Genomic DNA, 18,027 nt, shown 5'->3' on the forward strand with positions numbered 1-18,027 from the left:
GGATCATCGCTGCTTTGATAGCCAAAAAAAGAGGCTCTAAGCGCATCTTCTTCAATGCAATAGGTTTTATCAATATAAAGAGGCTGTGAAAAAAGTGAGGTGATAAAAAGAAGTAGGATTAAAATGGAGCGGGAAACGAGGTTCGAACTCGCGACCCCGACCTTGGCAAGGTCGTGCTCTACCACTGAGCTATTCCCGCAAAACGGACGGAATTCTACCAAAAAAAACCCTTTGTGTCAATCTATTTTGAAATAATTGTAGCACAAATAGATTTTAAAGGGCTTAGAAGAGCTTTTTAGACCTTGAAAATCGTAATTTCTTGCTCCAACTCTTCGGTTGAGAGATTTAAACTGCTGGAAACTCCCATCAATTCATCGGCAATCTTTTTATTTTCGTGCGCAAGTCCTGTCGCTTCTTCAACCCCTTGCGTAAGATGGTCGATCTCTTTGGTGATACTTAACGTTTTTTCATAGGCAATATTCGTGATTTCTAGGCTTTTGGCTGTTTTTTCTTTGGTTTCATTTGCCAATGTCGAAATTTTGATAGCATTTTCATTCAGATCAACCACTTTTTGGCTGTTCTCTTTGATATTATCGCTTGCACTTGAGACACTTTGAATCACCACACTGATAGTTACATCGATCTCTGAGAGTGATTTTTGGGTTCGCTCAGCCAGCTTTCGCACTTCATCAGCAACCACCGCAAACCCACGTCCATGCTCACCCGCTCGGGCTGCTTCAATGGCGGCATTGAGGGCTAGTAAATTGGTCTGATCGGCGATATCTTTGATCATCTCCAACACAGAGCGAATTTGGCGTGTCTGCTCGGAGAGGTCGTGCATTTGGGTTGAGATATGCTGTTCATCTTGGCTCACTTGATTAATACTTTCAACAATAGAATCAAGGGTTTCAATCATTTGATCCAACATCGCATAATCCTCTTTCATATACGCAGCAGAGGTTTCAGAGATGTCGCGAGACTCTTGCAACTCTTGGTTGATTTTTGACGTCAATTTTTTAACATTATCCACTATACGATCTTGATTTTGAGCAACACTGGTGATGGTCTGCGCAAACGTTTGCATGCTTTTATTGGTTTGAGAATTGGCTGCCATCGTCCTTTTTGCTTTAATCAATGCTTGCTGAAGTGTGAAGAGTAGGGTATTGAGATTTTCGCTGATATGTCCTATCTCATCTTTATTTGAAATCTCGATAGGGCGATTGAGTGCCAAATCTTTTGTAATGTCTGAGAGATGATCCCCAATACGAGCAATACGTTTGACAATGTAACGCGTAATGGAGAGTAAAAGTGTGGATGTGATCACTAAAACAAGCGAAGAGATCACGATGACCAAATAGAGATTACTATTGAGTTTTGCACCAATTTGCAGGCTAATATCTTTCACCCGTTGTGTTGTAAAGTGTGAAATATTATCAAAACGTTGGGAAATATACTTACAATCTGTCTCGATTTCAACCGCCATATCACCGATATCTTCACGATTGTCTTTGACATAAAGTTCATGAATACGTTTAAATTTGAGAGCAATTTTTTGGTTATAGCGTTCATACGCCTCGTGAAGATTTTGTTTCAGTGTTGGCTCAGCGTAAAAATCACTCACAAGCGCTTTTTCAAAAAACTCTTTGAGCTCTTTTTCAATTATTGGAAGATGATCTTTTGCTTGCCCTGTAGGTAAAAATTCACTCGTGACATAAATGAGGTCATTTAAAATCATATCAAAGGTATTGCGCGCGAGTGCAATTTCACTATCGGGAATGACATTTTTTTGATAAATAGTTTCCAGTGAATTTTTACCAATCAGACTGGAATTGATACTGATATACGAGAGAATAATTAAACCAAGAACCGTTACAATCGAGATAAAAAGAAGCTTTGTGGAAATCTTTATTTCGTTAAACATTACATACCTTTACCAGAGCACTTTCAGATTTTGTGTAGCAAATAGTATCCAAAAAAGATTCATAAGGTCAAGTTTTTTAAACTAACTAAAAATAAGTCATATTTAATCGTAACCTATATTCCTAAAATACGAAAATAGCAATCGGTGCATTTTCGCCAACACTGCCAATACTTTCGTCACTGATCCATAACGCATTGCTCTGAACAAGGGGCTTTACCATGCCTGAGCCATATTTATTAGCGCCAAATACGTGAAATTTTCCATCCAAATAGGTTCCTAAAACAAGATTAACACGACCCGATTTGACTTTAAAAGGCTCAGCATTTTGTGCATACATGGGTTCGAAGTTAAACTTTTTTTGACCTTGAAGTTTCTTCAGTAAAGGGATCAGAAACAAAAAGGCATTGACATACGCAGCCAGAGGATTTCCTGGCATGGAAGCGACAATGGTTTTACCCATTTTACCCATCATTGTGGGTTTTCCAGGTTTGATGTTGATGCCATGAAACGAAGCTTCAAAGCCATTTTTCAAAAGAGCTCGCTCCACAAAGTCAGCCTCGCCTCTGCTCACACCGCCACTGGTAACAAGTACATCGTACTGTTTCATGCGCGCAAAATAGTCCGTCGCAGCGTCTAAATGATCGGGAATAACGCCACAATAATGCGCCACAAAGCCGTGTTCTGCCAAAAGCGCAATTAATGAGAGTGCATTAATGTCATAAATTTCATCTTCAGTGGCATTTTCCCAAGGCGATTTGAGTTCATCGCCCGTTGAAAAAACGGCAATGGAAAGCTTTTTATAGACTTCCACCATGCTAATGCCTTGCGATGCAAGCAGAGCAATATCACGCGACGTTAAGCAGGTGCCTTCGCTGAGCAAAGAAGCGCCCACGCGCTCTTCTTCCCCCTTGAGACGAAGCGCGTTACCTTTTTTCACATTGGGGGAGAGAACAATGTTGCGATCATCGTACGAAAGACAATCCTCAAAAGGGATGATCGTATCAGCATCACTTGGAACTTTCGCACCCGTCATGATTTTATAGCACTCATTGGTACTCAAACATGGCTCAACCACACTACCTGCCAAAATCGTTGTTTTAATAGCAAGTTCGCTTAAACCTTCTTGGTACTTAAAGGCAAACCCATCCAAGGCAGCATTGTTGTAAGAGGGGAGATTTTTCTTACATGTAATCTCACACGCAAGAGTACGACCTAGTGCTTCAAAGACACTGACCCACTCGTGATGGGGCTTTGTGCGAGCAAGATTTTCACTTAAGCGCATCGCCTCATCAAAACTAACTACGTGCTCATTGCCCATGGTTTACTCCTCAAGCCTTTCGATGTGCGCACCGAGTTTGGAGAATTTACCTTCCAAATCTTCATACCCACGATCAAGGTGATAAATTCTGTGAATTTTTGTCGTTCCATCCGCCACGAGTGCCGCTAAAATAAGCGCTGAACTTGCGCGAAGATCGGTTGCCATGACATCAGCGGCATTCAGTTTTGCTTTTCCCTCAACGGTTGCACTGTGCCCTTTAAGCTTGATGTTCGCACCCATACGCGAAAGCTCACTGACGTGCATAAAGCGGTTTTCAAACAGACGCTCATCGATGATGCTCGTTCCTTTTGCTTGGGTGCACAGTGCCATAAATTGCGCTTGAAGATCGGTTGGAAAGCCTGGGTATTCGGAAGTTTCAATATCAGAAGGGGTGATTTTTTCCGCAGGATGAAGGGTGAGCGTATCGTCTTTTTCATCGATTTTAAAGCCCATTTGTTCTAATTTCAAGATCACCGCGTCCAAATGGCGTGGATTGACATTTTTAAGGGTAATTTTTGACTTCGTAATCGCACCCGCACACAAGTACGTTCCCGCTTCAATGCGATCAGGAATGACACTAAAATCAGGAATGTCCAACAGTGTACCACCACTACCTTTGATGATCAGCTTTGATGTACCAATGCCTTCGATGCCAACCCCAGCTTCGGCTAATACTTCGCATACTTGAACCACTTCGGGCTCTTTCGCGACATTGACAAGCGTGGTCGTTCCATGCGCCAAGGCTGCTGCCATGATGATATTTTCACTGCCCGTTACGGTGACTTTATCAAAAATGATCGTAGCACCTTTGAGCCCTTTGGGCGCTTTGGCTAAAACATACCCTTGCTTAATCTCGATCTCCGCACCCATTTGCTCCAACGCTTTTAAGTGCAGATCGATCGGTCGCTGACCAATGGCACAGCCTCCTGGCAAAGAGACTTCGCAGTGTCCAAAACGTGCTAAAAGTGGTCCAAGTGTTAAGATGGAAGCGCGCATTTTACGCACGATGTCATAGTTTGCACATGCAGAATTGACCGTTGTGGCATTGACTTCTACCACATTTTTATCTTTACATGTAAAGCTTGCACCTAAATTGGTAAGCAGTTGTAAAAGTGTTTTGACATCGGCAACTTGAGGCATATTTGAAATCGTAATCGTTCGTTTTGAGAGGAGGGTTAACGCTAAAAGGGGCAGTGCGGCATTTTTGGCTCCTGAGATGAGAACCGTCCCGCTAAGTTTTTGTTTCCCTTTGATCGCTAAATAATACATCATTTATCTGTTCCTTTTTAAAAATTAAAGTATTGTAGTTAAAAAATGATTAAATTTTCTATGAATTTGGGTAGAATTTGAATTACTATGATTGTGAGGAATTTGGATGCTTTTAGAACAGTTTTTGCATGAAACGCGCTATCTCTCTATCGCTCACCTCTATTTTGGTGAAGAAAAGCTCACCATCTTGAGTCGTGCCAAAAAAGAACATGCTTCCTTTCAATCGTTTGATCTTGCAAAAGATCTTAAGACCATTCCCACAGCCGACATACTTTTTATCGAAATAGGCGAGAGTAGTAAAGACAAACTCAAACTGCTTGTCAGTCTTTTTGCCAAACATAAACCGATTATTGCCTATATTTTCGCCGATGATGTGGAAAACAGACTTTTACTTAAATTTGCACTGCACTTTGGCATCACCGATGTTTTACCTCTAAAAAATGAAGAAAATCTCCTCTTTTCCATCTTCTCAAAAAATGCTAATAAACTCGATGACAAACTCTACACGTTCCAAAAAATCGAACTGGAAAAAAAGATAGAACACTTTTTTCCTTTTCTCGTCTTTCAAGGCGAAACGCTCACCTACGCCAACGCCAAAGCAAAAATGCTTTACGAGACCAATGATCTTGCCGCTCTTCAAGCCAAAATAAACCGTGATGAAGAGCTTTGTGAGGCACTCAAAGCAGATGAAGATGCGCAAGGAAACATTATCATTGAAACGGCTTCGGCAGAAAAAGAGGTCTATCTCTGCGTCATCAAATCGTTTCCGCAAAGCCGTGAGAAGATCGTAACGCTCATCAATTACGATCCTGAAAGTGAGACCAAGAATTGCTCGTCCATTTTAAACCGTTTTGATTTTGTCGACAAACTTAAAGACCGTTTGGCGCAACAAAGTGTGACAAAAGCGCCTATTTCGCTGGTCTTTATCAACATCTCAAACCTTGATAAACTGAGCAAAACCTTCACGAGCACCACACTTTACGATGCGTTTAAAAACTTGATGCTCAAACTGTTTCAACTCAAAGAAGAGGATCAAGATGTCATTCAATGGAGCCCCAATCTCTACATTTTAATGGGCGAAGAGCGAAGTTTTGAGCATGCGTGTGAACAGACAAAGCATCTGCAACAAGAGCTGATTCGCGCTACCATCAATGAAAAAATCACACCGATTATCTTAAGCTCCGCTTTTCATGTTGAATCCGATGATCTTAATGTTGTCATCGACTATATTGAAAAGATCAACACTAAAACGCTTCTGCCACACGACATCGCCACGATCAAGTATTTTGAGTTGGAATACTTGGATAATGTCATCGAAGAGCAAGAGCAGATCACGTACCTTATGCACAATTGTGTCAATAACAAAATTCCAATCAAACTGCTCAATATCTACAAAGGACTTTGCATCAACACAACGTCATATATTCAAAAAATGGCAGATGAGAGCTATCAGATGAGTTGTGAAAACCTCCAAGGTTACGCGATGCAGATCGAAAAAGAGACGGTTTTGCAAGCGCCAAACTTCCCAAAAGACATCAAAGCCGAGGTCTCGTTGGTGGACATTAAACGCTCGTTTGTGGTCATTAAAAACCTCTCATTTATGCGAAGTAGTGCCAACAGCAGACAACACACACGCGTTCAAACCAGCATCCGCACACCCGTACTCATCAAATACGCTCAACGCTCATCCGCCCAAGGCGATATTCTTGATATTTCTGTCAATTCTATTGCAATGAAAGTTGGTAAATCGTTCCGCGAAGAGGAGATGCTGAACCAAAAAGTACGCCTCAATTTTTCCCTGCCCAACGAAGAGGGTGAAAATGGTTACGTCATCATGGACATTGAAGCGAAAGTAACCTACATTTCACAAAAAGACGACGCCACGAAAATCGTCGTCTTACTTGAAAACCTTCCAAAACCGTATGATGACTACTTGCTTCGTTACATGTACAACCGCCAAAAAGAGCTGATTTTTGAGATCAAAAAGGCGACCAAAGCATATAATTAGCCTTTACATGTAAAGCAAGAAAAACCGTTAGTCGGTTTTCTTTTCTATGTATTTAGCGCCATCATTGACCTTTTCTTTGCTCCACTGAGCACCATCAGACGTGTCTTGTTTGACACCACGCCACGTCTCACAACCAGTCGCCATAAATGCTACAAAAAGAAGCATTAGAAAGATTAAACTTTTTTTCATTTTAGTTCCTTTTTACTTTTTAAAGAAAAGATAGATGCCAACCACAAAACTGACAGCACCAAAAATATAATAGGTCATGACTTTATCGGTATCGGCACCTGTCACAGCTTGGGTTACTTGCGAACCGATAGAACCAGACATCTGAAATCCCCATACGGCAAAACCAATCCCTAGAACGACTAGAATAAGACCAATGATTTTGCTCGAAGCGCCAAAATTTGTTTGCATCGTAAACTCCTGTATTTGAAAGAGCTGAAATGGTGTAGGCATTGCAGGTAACTATACTATACATCAATATTTCTTGTTAGGTAATAAGAAATGCAAAACCATTATTTACCCAAGAATTTTTACATGTAAAGACTCTTCGTGTAAAAAGTTTACATGTAAAATAAATCGTTCATCTTTCTGTCGAAAAATTAATAAAAATTATGAAATCAATAATTTTTAATATATAATCAAAAAAGTTATTAAAATATCACACTAGGGGGCTAGAATGAGAAAAGTATGGATGTCAATGGGATTACTCACAAGTATGTACGCGATCCCGCCTTGCGAATATGACATGGAGCAAGTGTGCATGTATCTGTACAAAGGGCCTATGAGCGCAGAGGTAAACGTTATTAATATGACACAAAAAAAAGTAGTCGTTCAAGCCGAGGCGAAGCTTGATAAAACCTATCGAAAAATAGACAACCTTGTCTTAGCACCCAATCAAACCATGACACTGATAAAAACAAGATACGACAACTCTTCAACAAAACCAAGTTATATTTCGAGAAAATTTTCGTTTAAATACATGAACTAAAATGATCGCCTAAAAGGGTCAATGAAAGGCTTTATGCGTTATACATTAGATCCGTTACACCTTTACATGTAAAGCCTCAGATTCTTACCTCATTCTTTACATGTAAACGGTGTAACTTTAGAGCTTTTTACCAGTAACCAAGAACTTTCCACCAAAGACCACCTACAAATGTCCAAATAAACATATTGACTACGCTCATAATAAATCCCATCTTCCACCACTCTTGTAGCGTGGTATATCCTGAGCCAAATACAATAGGTGATGTACCTGTCGCATAGTGCGTTAATGTCATCATGATTGAGGAAGCGCCTATTAATGAAAACGCTAAAAAGAGTGGAGGAGCTCCAAGAGCAATTCCTGCTGCAAAAAATGCTCCAAACATGGCTGTTACATGCGCTGTCGTGCTTGCGAAGAAATAGTGCGCATATAAATACACGGTTACCAAGACAAATACCGCCAATTCCCACCCCATTCCAAAACTAGCAATGCTCGTCTCGATCAACCCTGAAAACCATTTAATTAAGCCTAATTTTTGAAGATACGATGCCATCATAACCAAAGCCGCAAACCACGTAATAGTATCCCATGCTACTTTTTCTTTTAAAACATCTTCCCACGTTAAGACTTGTGTCACCAGAAGAATGGCTAAACCAAGAAAAGCAACGGCGGTAGGGTCAACTTCAAAAGCTTTTCCAAAAATCGTTGCAGGAATATTTGCCCAAAGAAAGAGAAGTAAAGCAAACACACTGATCATAATCTTCTCTGAACGTTTCATAGGACCCATTTCCGCTAACTTTTCCCTAGCAAACACTGGCGCACTAGGAGTTTCTAGAATTTCGGGCGGATAAAAGAACTTTACAACAAACGGAACAAGCGCAATACACACTAACCCAGGAATTAATCCTCCAATCGCCCATTGAGCCCATGTGATATTAATTTTTGAGTTTGTCGCCTCGGCTATAAATTTGACGATCAAGGGATTGGGCGCCGTTGCTGTAATAAACATCGCCGACGTAATAGGATTGATATGATAACTGACAAGTGCTAGATACTTGCCAATTTTATTGGAGGTACCATCCTCAGGCGATGAATTAAAACTGGTCGCGATAGATTTCATAATAGGATGAATAATTCCTCCTCCACGCGCCGTATTGCTAGGCGTTACGGGAGCAATAATGAGTTCAGAAATAGCCAATGAATAGACAATACCAACTGTTTTTTTACCAAAGATTGAAATAAAATAATAACCAATTCTATTGCCCAATCCTGTCTTCACTAAACCACGAGAGATAATAATAGAGATGCCTATTAACCAAATAAGAGAATTAGAAAAGCCGCTAAGCGCATCACTCATGGCAATGGACGGCTTTGGATTTGTCACTCCCGTAATGGCAACTAAGGTAATAGCAATAATGGCTATAGAACCAATAGGCATTGCTTTGCCTATAATCGCAACAATTGTGCCAACAAACAAAGCCAGTAAATGCCATGCTCCAGGGGAAACACCCGTTGGAACCGAAATCCCAAACCATATCACAAGTGTAATCGCTATAGCAATCACACTGGATATTAATCTTATTTGATTCTCCATGAAATAGACCACCTTTGACGAAGATTGATTAAAACTCTTTACATTATATTACGAAATGCTTGCAAAATTTCATTAATTTTAAAAGAATTAAGAGAAATAATGAAAATAATGTGAGGCTACTTTTATGCTTTACATGTAAAGCATTTTGAAAGAGAAACTAAAAGTTATTTAAAGTAGCCTCGTCCCAATTTATCCTTTGTGACTTCTGAAACCGCTTGTTGCTTTGCGGAAGACTTTGCGATTTGTTCTTTGATATAGTTTGCATTTGCCATACTCTATTTCTCCTTTGTGGTGTTGTTAGTTTGTTGATTTTCTAAAAGCACTTTGCCGTAATCTAACGTCATATTTTCATAGCGTGAAGGACCTGAACCAAAGCGGGTATCGTATCCGCCTACGAGTGTGTAACCACAATACTTCTCAAAGGTATATTTCATAGCCTCTGCAGATATATGCCTTTCTAAGTATCTCTTGTCTAAATTATCAATTAAGAGTGAAGCGGTGTTGTCCGCCATTGCTTTAAGCTCTTGACGCAAGGCAATGTAGTGTAAAACATACGGATGGGTGCAAGAAAGCTCTTTTGAGGAAAACTTTGAAGCCAATGCTCCTCCTTGCAGCATCGTTATCATGGCAGCAATGCGTGTGGCTTCAAGGCTAGAATGCTGTTTGAGCTCTTTTTGCATCAAGGGGGAGGTTTCCCATTTACTTGCTAAAGCATTTAAGGCTTCATAAGCCGTGGTGGCAATGTAGTAGGACTTTTGGTTTACGAGCCAGAGGTTGTCATACATTGCACGAAACATTTTTTTCTCTTTTTCCGCCCTTGCTGGATCATGTGTTTTTGCATTAAGCACAACAAGTTGGTCTTGACTATACACCATCGGCTTATGGGCGATTACCTCTTCGGCTTCAGGGGTGACAAAGATGGATGAGGGAACTTTTTCGTGGTTATACATCTCATCAAGGTAGAGTGCTGCTAAGGGTAAGTCTCTTAGGGCATGGTGTTCACGGATGTTTTTATCGCTGAAGTTATCGTTATGGACTGCTTTGATAAACTCCCAAGTAAAGGTTGCCACGGCTCCTTCTTTACGCAAGAAGGGATTGGTATTGCTCTCATAAAGATAGTGAGGCATGGAAAAACCTCTTGCATGAGGATAGACAAACCAATGGTACCGCCATAAAGCCAACTCTCCATCTTCTTGTGGAATGAGCGGTGTCGCCATAGCATACAAGATACGCTGAGGGTACACAAGCCAGTAGGTTATGGGATTATTAGGAGAGAGAAATGCTCGGTAGAGCGCTACAACATTGCCTGCGGCGTAGTAACATTTGGCGTTGGGGTATGCACTCTCTTTAGGGCTTATCCACTCATAACACTGTTGGAAGTAAAAAAAGGAGTTAAACCCCACTAAAAACAAGAAGAGACGTTTTGTCCAAGGGTTTTTCAGTGAAACCTTAGGAATCTCTTTTTGAATAAAAGGACGACAACATCCAAGTATAAATGCTACGATATAAAACCCAAAAAGACCAAGAATGAGGCTAAATATCACAACTACTAACCATGCAAAACCCAAATGAAAAATGATCATCTTTTTCTTCCCTCTCATATAGTTTTACATGTAAAGCAAGTTCTTAAAATTTTCTGTGAATGTTTTGAATAAATTATTGTAGCAAAATTATGAAAAGAAGAAAGGAAAATCCCTTTTAAAGATGGTTAATAATACTCGCGTTATACGCTGCGCCAAAGCCATTATCGATGTTAACAACACTGACACCACTCGCACAGCTGTTGAGCATGGAAAGTAGGGCTGCTATGCCTCCAAAGCTGGCGCCATAGCCGACACTGGTGGGAACAGCGATGACGGGTTTGTCGACTAAGCCTCCGATGACGCTGGCAAGGGCTCCTTCCATGCCTGCGATGACGATGACCACTTTAGCGTTTTGGATAACCTCCAGATGCGCGAACAAGCGGTGAATCCCTGCCACGCCCACATCGACCACTTTTTTGACGTGATTGCCCAAGATGCGCGCCGTCTCGTAGGCTTCTTCCACCACGTAAAGATCGGACGTTCCTGCCGCGACAATCGCGATGTAACTCGAAGGTGGTGTTGTAATCTCTCGCTCGATGGTGATGGTTCGACCCATCACGTTGTATTTGGCTTCAGGTGCGATGCTTTGAACGGCTTGATACGCCGCTTCATTGGCGCGGGTGATGAGAATGTTATTGTCTCTATCGAGCAGTTTTTGGGTAATTTGAGCGATCTGATCAGGCGTTTTACGCTCGCCGTAAATCACTTCGGGATAGCCCAAACGAACCCCTCGATGATGGTCGATTTTGGCAAAGTCTAACTCTTCAAAAGGTTGTGCTTTGATCTTTTGGAGTGCTTCAGCAACGCTCACTTCACCATTTTGAACGGCTTCTAAAAGCTTTTCAATGCTTTGACCACACATGTTTAGGCGCCCAAACTGAGGGATTCTGCGACAGAATTGTGTCGGTAACCTTCAAGATCAAGCGTTACATGTAAAAATCCCAGCGACTTGAAATAAGCACACATTTCGCTCAATCGTTGGTCTTTTAGAAGATGAATTGCATGCGATTGTGGCATTTCAATCCTTGCTAACCCTTCTTCATAGCGCACGCGTATGTTGCCATAACCTTGCTCTATCATGTATCCCTCAGCCATTCCTACCATGCCCAGTGCTGTTTCATCGATGGTTTTGCCATACGGAAACCGCGTCAACAAGCACGCATAGGAGGGTTTATCCCATGTGGAGAGCTCCATATCTTTGGAAAGGGCGCGTATCTCATCTTTGGTCAGCCCCGCATCGAGAAGGGGTGTTTTGATGCCAAGCTCGCCCAGAGCCGCACGACCAGGTCGGTACTCTTTGGTGTCATCGACATTGCTCCCTTCGGCTACGGCGCTGAAACCTTTTTGGTTCGCGACTTCAAGTAAAGAGGAGAAGAGGGCGTGTTTGCAGAGGTAACATCGGTTTTTTGGGTTCTCACGAATCGCTTCGATCCAAGGTTTAACAACGACTTCATGACGTGCACCGATCTCATCGGCGATGCAAATCGCATCTTTGACTTCCCAATCCGCAATGTAGGGTGTTGAAGCCGTAATACCGATGGCTTTTTCACCCAAAACATCATGCGCCGCTTTGAGCAAAAAGCTGCTGTCAACACCACCCGAAAAGGCGACCATAAGGCTGTCGTAAGAGCCGATAATTTCCACTAAACGTTCGTATTTTTTATACATTTTCTTTTCCCATCGCTAAAGTGACACTCTCATAGACCAATGCTATGGAGACATTATACTCACGTGCGGCTTTTTTGCACTCTTCGTATTCGGCTTTGTATTTCACGCGTTTCCCCTCAAAATAGGCACATTTGACGCTAATTTCACCGTAAGGCGTTTTTACATGTAAAACGTTACGATCCAACGCAATTTTTTGAACCAACGAGCGTCTAAGCCCAATAGAGGTTGTCTCCGAAAAGATAATGCACTTCGCCTCAGCTTCTTTGTCCAGACCGACTAAGACGCTGAGCTTCACACCCAAACGGTTTTTCTTGGTCGTAATGGCAGTCGTGTAGACATCTTTCACACCCGTTTCAAACAGTCGCTCTTGTACAAAAGAGAGTATTTCAGGACTCATATCGTCGATATTTGTCTCTAAAATAACCTCTTCGTCCACGCGCTCATCTTCCTCTCCCAAATAGACACGCAAAATATTGGGAATACTAAAATCTTTATGCCCAATGCCATACCCAATCTTCTCAATCACCAAAGAGGGCTTAGCTTCATACACATCGACATTGGCTTTGAGAATGGCCGCACCCGTGGGCGTTGTTGTCTCAAAAGGGACGCGATTTAAGGTAACAGGAATATTTTGAAGAATTTCCACTGTCGCAGGAGCAGGAACAGGAAGTGTGCCGTGCGCGCAGGTGACAAACCCACCGCCTAGCTCAATTTTAGAAGCGATAATCTTCTTTACATGTAAAGCTTCTAAACAGATGGAAGCTCCCACAATATCGACGATGGAGTCAATCGCACCGACTTCATGGAACCCAATTTCATCAGGTACTTTGCCGTGGATTTTCCCCTCTGCCAAAGCCACTGTCCAAAACATCTTCAAACTTCGCTCTTTGATACTTTGAGCTAGTGTACTCGCGTTGATGATCGCTTCAATACTTTTAAAGGTTCGATGTTCGTGATGATGGGCATGCGTATGCCATGTAGGTGTGAGTTTAACGGTGACTTTCGTTCCGCTAATGCCCATTTTATGGGTTTTTTCAACCACCAATTCAAAGGCAGAATCCAAAGAGAGTTTGGAGAGTTCTTGCCTTAAATGCGCTTCACTGACGCCTAAATCAAGGAGAGCTCCTAGATTCATATCGCCGCTGATGCCGCTAAAGCAGTCGTAGTAGAGAACTCTCATGGTTATCCTTGAACTTAATTACTCACAACTTTTGGAACGGTGATCGAGCCAAAAGGAAGCACGATGATGCTCGCGTTTTCACCTTTTTCTTTAATCGCCTCAGCGAGTGCTACATGTAAATCATGGTAAGGCTTTAGATGCACCGCTTTCATCTCTTCATCGCTGAGTTCACTGACCGCCCAACTTTGCGCCCAAAGGTTGATTTCTGCCATTTTAGCCGCTTTGTGGTAGCCTAGTTTGTAACCGCATTTGATTTTATTGAGCACTTCTTGTGGGCAGTGAGCGGAGCTCATCAACTTAAAGAACCCCTCTTCACCAATACCTGTACGACACTTCGCAACCATGATAAGAATACCTTTGTCATTGAGGGCCAGTTTACCATTATCCAGTGCTTTTTGAGACTGATAGAGGTCAATGTCCATCGGATAGGGCGCAACAGAGATGACAATGTCCGCTTTTTGAGGGATGTTGACACAAAAAACTTCATCGGCTTTATCAATCGCGGCGTAAAAGGAATCACTTAAATCGCCTGCCGTTACAGCACAAATGTCATGATCGCTGTCCAAAACCGTCATAATCGCAAAGACATCAATATGCGTTAACACGCTCATCGCGTCCATCATATCTTCATGAACGGGATTGCCTTTTAAAGAGAGTGCTTGAGCATTAGGATGAAGCGCTAAGAGGTGATTTTGCTCAATCGTCTCAAATGCTGCAACACCCGGTAAAAACGCTTTTCGTCCCCCCGTATACCCTGCGAAATAGTGCGGCTCTACCGAGCCAATCGCGCAGACTTTTTTCGCTTCGGCGACGATTTTATTGAGGTACATCTCTGTACCGTTGGTTGATTTACCAAGATAAACCATTGCATCCTTGCGTGAATCATGGCTCCAGAGACGATTCTTTACATGTAAATCTTCGTAGATCTCTTTTCCCAAGATAAAATGCCACTCTTCTTCGGTGGGTGCTCTATGACAGCCCGTTGCCACGATAAAATAAATATCTTTCTCTTTAATCTTCGGATAAATACGCGCGAGTACTTTACGTGTTGGAGTAGGGCGTGTGCCATCATTGACGATGAACACAATGCGCTCATTGGTGTCGATAAAATGATCGAAACTCTCTTTACCAAGAGGCTGAACAAGCGCTTCATCAAGTGCTTGATTGTAGTCAATTTTGAGAACACTGTTTGGGTTATAAACACCCACCAGTTGCTTCTCACTAATCTCTAACTCAAATGTTTCATCTTTGCCATAGCCAACACTGACGTTCATTGCGCATCCTTCATTTAGTACTTAATTTTATTTATGTGTTCTCTCAAAAAGTTATATGTGATATTTTATCACCGTTTAGAACTCTAGGAAAACGTTTATCGAAACGAGTGAATCCCAAAAAAATCAAACACGTTTTAATAAAAATTTTCGATCAAAAAAAGATGCGAGAGCCAATTAGCCCTCACATCGTAACGCAAACTGTAACCTAAAATACTTCGTATTGTGCGCGACCAATTTTATAAAGATCAGCACCATACGTATCGTTGATAACGGTTAAAGGAAAGTCAACGACTTCGAGTCTACGAATCGCTTCAGGGCCTAGTTCTGGGTAGGCAATCACTTCAGCACTTTTAATTTGACGCGCAAGAAGTGCGCCCGCACCACCCGTTGCACCAAAATAAATGGCTTTGGAGTTAACACATGCATCAAGAACTTCTTGGCTTCGTTTACCTTTACCGATCATACCTTTAAGACCTTGCTCATTGATGAGTTTTGGAGAGTAGGAGTCCATTCTGTAACTGGTTGTAGGACCAGCACTTCCGATTGGATCGCCTGGTTTTGGAGGGGTTGGTCCAACGAAATAAATCACCGCACCTTTCATGTCAAAAGGAAGGGCTTGACCCGCGTCTAAAAGATCAACCAATTTTTTGTGTGCTGCGTCGCGTGCTGTATAGACAACACCGGTTAAATAAACAATGTCACCTGCTTTGAGTGGTGTAATATCTGCGTCACTAAGTGGTGCTGTTAAATGATATGTTTTGCTCATGGTAGTCTCCTTATAGCTTGATATGCATGTGACGTGAACTGTGGCATTGAACGTTAACGCTCACTGGCAAGCTCGCAATATGGCAAGGGTTTTTCTCGATGTGAACACCAAGAACGGTATTTGTTCCGCCCATACCCATAGCACCGATACCTAAGTTGTTAAGAAGTACCATTAATTCTTCTTCCATTGATTCTAAAACAGGGTCACTGTTTTTGCTTCCGAGCTCTCTAAAAAGAGCATGTTTAGAAGAAATTACCGCTTTTTCAAAGGTTCCACCAATACCAACACCAACGGTGAGTGGAGGACAAGGATTTGGACCCGCATCGGAAATCACTTGTTTAACGTATTCGATGATACCTTTTCTTCCTTTTGCAGGAGGGAATACGGTAGCTCTTGAAACGTTCTCAGAACCGCCACCTTTTGCTGCGTATTCAATGTCTAAGCTATCGCCTTCAACAAGGTCAAAATGGATGATCGCTGGAAGGTTGTAACCGACTTCGTCTTTAAGGTTAGCACGTGTGTCCCAATGACAGGTAGACGCTCTTAAATAACCCTCTTTATACCCTTGTTCTGTTCCCTCGTTGATCGCTTTTTTCAAGCTACCGCCAACCACTTTAACATCTTCGCCGACTTTGACAAAGAAGACGGCTAAGCCTGTATCTTGACACAAAGGTCTCTCTTCATTTTTTGCGATGTCTGCATTTTCCAAAATCTGCTTCAACACCTGTTTACAGACTTCACTTTTCTCATTTTTATAGGCATCTTCCAATGCTTTGTAAGCATCTTTTGGCAAGTTGGTTGCGCTGAAAAGGATCATATCCTTTACACTCTTGACGATCTCTTCGTACTTGATTTCTCTCATTTTACCTCTCCGAAAAAGTTGGTTTTTGGTTAAAACTGATTTTAAGCACTTTACAAAAGTACCAAAAATCAATTTTATCATCTTCTAACCCAAAACAGTGGGTTAGAGGTGCTTGGTTGAGTTTACATTAAAAGGAGAGCACCTCTAGAGATCTTTACATGTAAAGATCTCTAAAAAAGCTTCTGCCCCAAATATCGGGGCAGAAAAGGGATTGTGTTAGATCAAACCGTAAAGTTTTGCAAACAAGAAACCACAACAACATGCAGTCGTTACACCCACAAAGCCTGGTAAGATAAAGCTGTGATTGATAACGAATTTACCGATTTTAGTCGTACCTGCACGATCGAATGCAAGGGCCGCGATGTCGCTTGGGTATGTTGGAAGAATCCAGTAACCATACGCTGCAGCAGCAAACGCAGCGATCATACCTGGTGCTACACCCACCGCAAGAGCGATTGGAACCATAGCTGAAACAGCCGCCGCTTGTGAGTTGATGAGTTTAGAGATAAGGATCAAAACAACCGCATATGCCCATGGATAAACTTTGACAAGATCACCCATGCTTGCTTTAATATCAGCTGTGTGCGCGCCAAACATTGTTGAAGTCATCCAAGCGATACCAAAAACAGCGATAACCGCAGTCATACCTGCTTTAAAGACATCACTCTCAACAACAGTTTTTGATTTAAGATCAGCGACAATATAGATAGCAGCTGCAACGGCTAACATAAACATTTGAATGGCATCAACCATTGAAAGTGGTGTTAATTTACCTTTGATAGTAAAGGTTGGAACCAATGCAGGGAACATACCAAGGATCGCGATAACAGCGATGGTACCAAGGAAAAGCCATACAGAGATGTATTGTTTACGTGTAAAGACTTTATCAAGGAGTGTAGCCGTTGAACCGTAAACGTATTTTTTAGCTTCAGGATCTTTGATAAGCTCTTGGAACTCAGGATCTTTATCCAAGTCTTTACCTCTGTACATACTCACAAAACCAACAACCAAAACACCGATCAATGCTGAAGGCATTGTGATTTGAAGGAGTTGAATAAGACCTAGATCTTGACCGTTTACTAAAGGGTGTCCTTTCATAAGCGCGATCATAGAAACAACCGCAACCGATGCAGGAGAGATCATAATACCCATTTGCGCGGCAATTGTACTTGCTGCCATAGCGCGTTCTGGTCTATTGCCTGTTTTAATAGAAATATCATAAATAATAGGAAGCAATGTATAAACAACGTGTCCTGTACCACAAAGGAAAGTCAAGATAATCGTTGTAAGCGGTGCCAAAACAGTAACATAACGAGGATGTTTTCTGAGTAATTTCTCCGCTTGTTGTAACATAACATCCAAACCACCAGATGCTTGAAGAGCCGCACCCGCACAGACAACGGAAAGCATAACCAACATAACATCAATTGGTGGCTTACCTGGTGCTAAACCAAATCCAAATACAAAGATAATAACACCAACCCCACCAATAAGTCCGAGTGCTATACCACTTTTTCTTGCAGCAAAGAACAAGACGACCAATACTACAAGCAACTGTATCCAAAACATGCTTGACATGAAAACCCCTTTGAG

General features: G+C 41.8%; 15 protein-coding genes, 1 tRNA gene and 1 pseudogene. 2 read left to right on the plus strand and 15 right to left on the minus strand.

Annotated features, from left to right (window positions below; translation table 11 throughout):
- Nucleotides 1–124: 124 nt before the first annotated feature.
- The 4 genes and pseudogenes from SHALO_RS08155 to murA all read right to left on the minus strand — a co-directional run bounded on the left by SHALO_RS08155 (nt 125) and on the right by murA (nt 4,511).
- Nucleotides 125–199, minus strand: a tRNA-Gly gene (locus tag SHALO_RS08155).
- 279 nt (nt 200–478) lie between these two features.
- Nucleotides 479–1,237 (minus strand): annotated as a pseudogene (locus SHALO_RS15745) (methyl-accepting chemotaxis protein); the annotation flags it as partial.
- A gap of 805 nt (nt 1,238–2,042) precedes the next feature.
- Nucleotides 2,043–3,239 (minus strand): molybdopterin molybdotransferase MoeA, encoded by a 1,197-nt coding sequence (locus SHALO_RS08165; RefSeq protein WP_084010821.1) that lies wholly within the window; start codon nt 3,237–3,239, stop codon nt 2,043–2,045.
- Nucleotides 3,240–3,242: 3 nt separating this feature from the next.
- Complete coding sequence (murA, locus tag SHALO_RS08170; protein ID WP_069478098.1) at nt 3,243–4,511, minus strand: UDP-N-acetylglucosamine 1-carboxyvinyltransferase; 1,269 nt, start codon at nt 4,509–4,511, stop codon at nt 3,243–3,245.
- A 103-nt stretch (nt 4,512–4,614) separates the two neighbouring features.
- Here murA and SHALO_RS08175 point away from each other — a divergent pair, with 103 nt between their 5' ends.
- Nucleotides 4,615–6,516 carry a PilZ domain-containing protein gene (locus SHALO_RS08175; RefSeq protein WP_069478099.1) on the plus strand — a complete coding sequence of 634 codons (1,902 nt, stop codon included), beginning with the start codon at nt 4,615–4,617 and terminating at the stop codon, nt 6,514–6,516.
- A 27-nt stretch (nt 6,517–6,543) separates the two neighbouring features.
- Here the strand turns inward: SHALO_RS08175 and SHALO_RS15380 are convergent, their stop codons facing one another.
- Both SHALO_RS15380 and SHALO_RS08180 read right to left on the minus strand, forming a co-directional pair.
- Nucleotides 6,544–6,705, minus strand: a complete 162-nt coding sequence (locus SHALO_RS15380) for a hypothetical protein (RefSeq protein ID WP_168156749.1) — start codon at nt 6,703–6,705, stop codon at nt 6,544–6,546.
- A gap of 12 nt (nt 6,706–6,717) precedes the next feature.
- Nucleotides 6,718–6,933, minus strand: coding sequence for a DUF3185 family protein (locus SHALO_RS08180; RefSeq protein ID WP_069478100.1), 216 nt, complete (start codon nt 6,931–6,933; stop codon nt 6,718–6,720).
- A gap of 265 nt (nt 6,934–7,198) precedes the next feature.
- Between SHALO_RS08180 and SHALO_RS08185 the strand changes: the two genes are divergently transcribed.
- On the plus strand, nt 7,199–7,510 hold the full coding sequence (locus SHALO_RS08185) for a hypothetical protein (protein WP_145923248.1): 312 nt from the start codon (nt 7,199–7,201) through the stop codon (nt 7,508–7,510).
- A gap of 127 nt (nt 7,511–7,637) precedes the next feature.
- On the opposite strand, the gene SHALO_RS08190 is transcribed toward SHALO_RS08185, so the two are convergent.
- The 9 genes from SHALO_RS08190 to SHALO_RS08230 form a co-directional block, all read right to left on the minus strand.
- Nucleotides 7,638–9,101, minus strand: a complete 1,464-nt coding sequence (locus SHALO_RS08190) for a DASS family sodium-coupled anion symporter (protein ID WP_069478102.1) — start codon at nt 9,099–9,101, stop codon at nt 7,638–7,640.
- A gap of 275 nt (nt 9,102–9,376) precedes the next feature.
- Nucleotides 9,377–10,684, minus strand: a complete 1,308-nt coding sequence (locus SHALO_RS08195; RefSeq protein ID WP_069478103.1) for a hypothetical protein — start codon at nt 10,682–10,684, stop codon at nt 9,377–9,379.
- Between the two features lie 115 nt (nt 10,685–10,799).
- Nucleotides 10,800–11,546 (minus strand): nickel pincer cofactor biosynthesis protein LarB, encoded by a 747-nt coding sequence (larB, locus tag SHALO_RS08200; protein ID WP_069478104.1) that lies wholly within the window; start codon nt 11,544–11,546, stop codon nt 10,800–10,802.
- Nucleotides 11,547–11,548: 2 nt separating this feature from the next.
- Nucleotides 11,549–12,352 carry an ATP-dependent sacrificial sulfur transferase LarE gene (larE, locus tag SHALO_RS08205; protein WP_069478105.1) on the minus strand — a complete coding sequence of 268 codons (804 nt, stop codon included), beginning with the start codon at nt 12,350–12,352 and terminating at the stop codon, nt 11,549–11,551.
- Nucleotides 12,345–13,532, minus strand: a complete 1,188-nt coding sequence (larC, locus tag SHALO_RS08210; RefSeq protein ID WP_069478106.1) for a nickel pincer cofactor biosynthesis protein LarC — start codon at nt 13,530–13,532, stop codon at nt 12,345–12,347. The genes larE and larC overlap by 8 nt, the downstream gene beginning before the upstream one ends.
- A gap of 14 nt (nt 13,533–13,546) precedes the next feature.
- Nucleotides 13,547–14,806 (minus strand): lactate racemase domain-containing protein, encoded by a 1,260-nt coding sequence (locus SHALO_RS08215; RefSeq protein WP_069478107.1) that lies wholly within the window; start codon nt 14,804–14,806, stop codon nt 13,547–13,549.
- A 205-nt stretch (nt 14,807–15,011) separates the two neighbouring features.
- Entirely contained in the window at nt 15,012–15,572 is a 561-nt protein-coding gene (locus SHALO_RS08220) for a Fe-S-containing hydro-lyase (protein WP_025344806.1), read from the minus strand.
- Between the two features lie 10 nt (nt 15,573–15,582).
- The gene (locus SHALO_RS08225; RefSeq protein ID WP_069479377.1) at nt 15,583–16,434 is read right to left on the minus strand and encodes a fumarate hydratase; all 852 of its coding nucleotides are present in this window, start codon (nt 16,432–16,434) and stop codon (nt 15,583–15,585) included.
- Between the two features lie 216 nt (nt 16,435–16,650).
- Nucleotides 16,651–18,012, minus strand: coding sequence for an anaerobic C4-dicarboxylate transporter (locus SHALO_RS08230; protein ID WP_202968797.1), 1,362 nt, complete (start codon nt 18,010–18,012; stop codon nt 16,651–16,653).
- Between the last annotated feature and the right edge of the window lie 15 nt (nt 18,013–18,027).

The organism is Sulfurospirillum halorespirans DSM 13726 (assembly GCF_001723605.1).
Taxonomy (GTDB): Bacteria; Campylobacterota; Campylobacteria; order Campylobacterales; family Sulfurospirillaceae; genus Sulfurospirillum; species Sulfurospirillum halorespirans.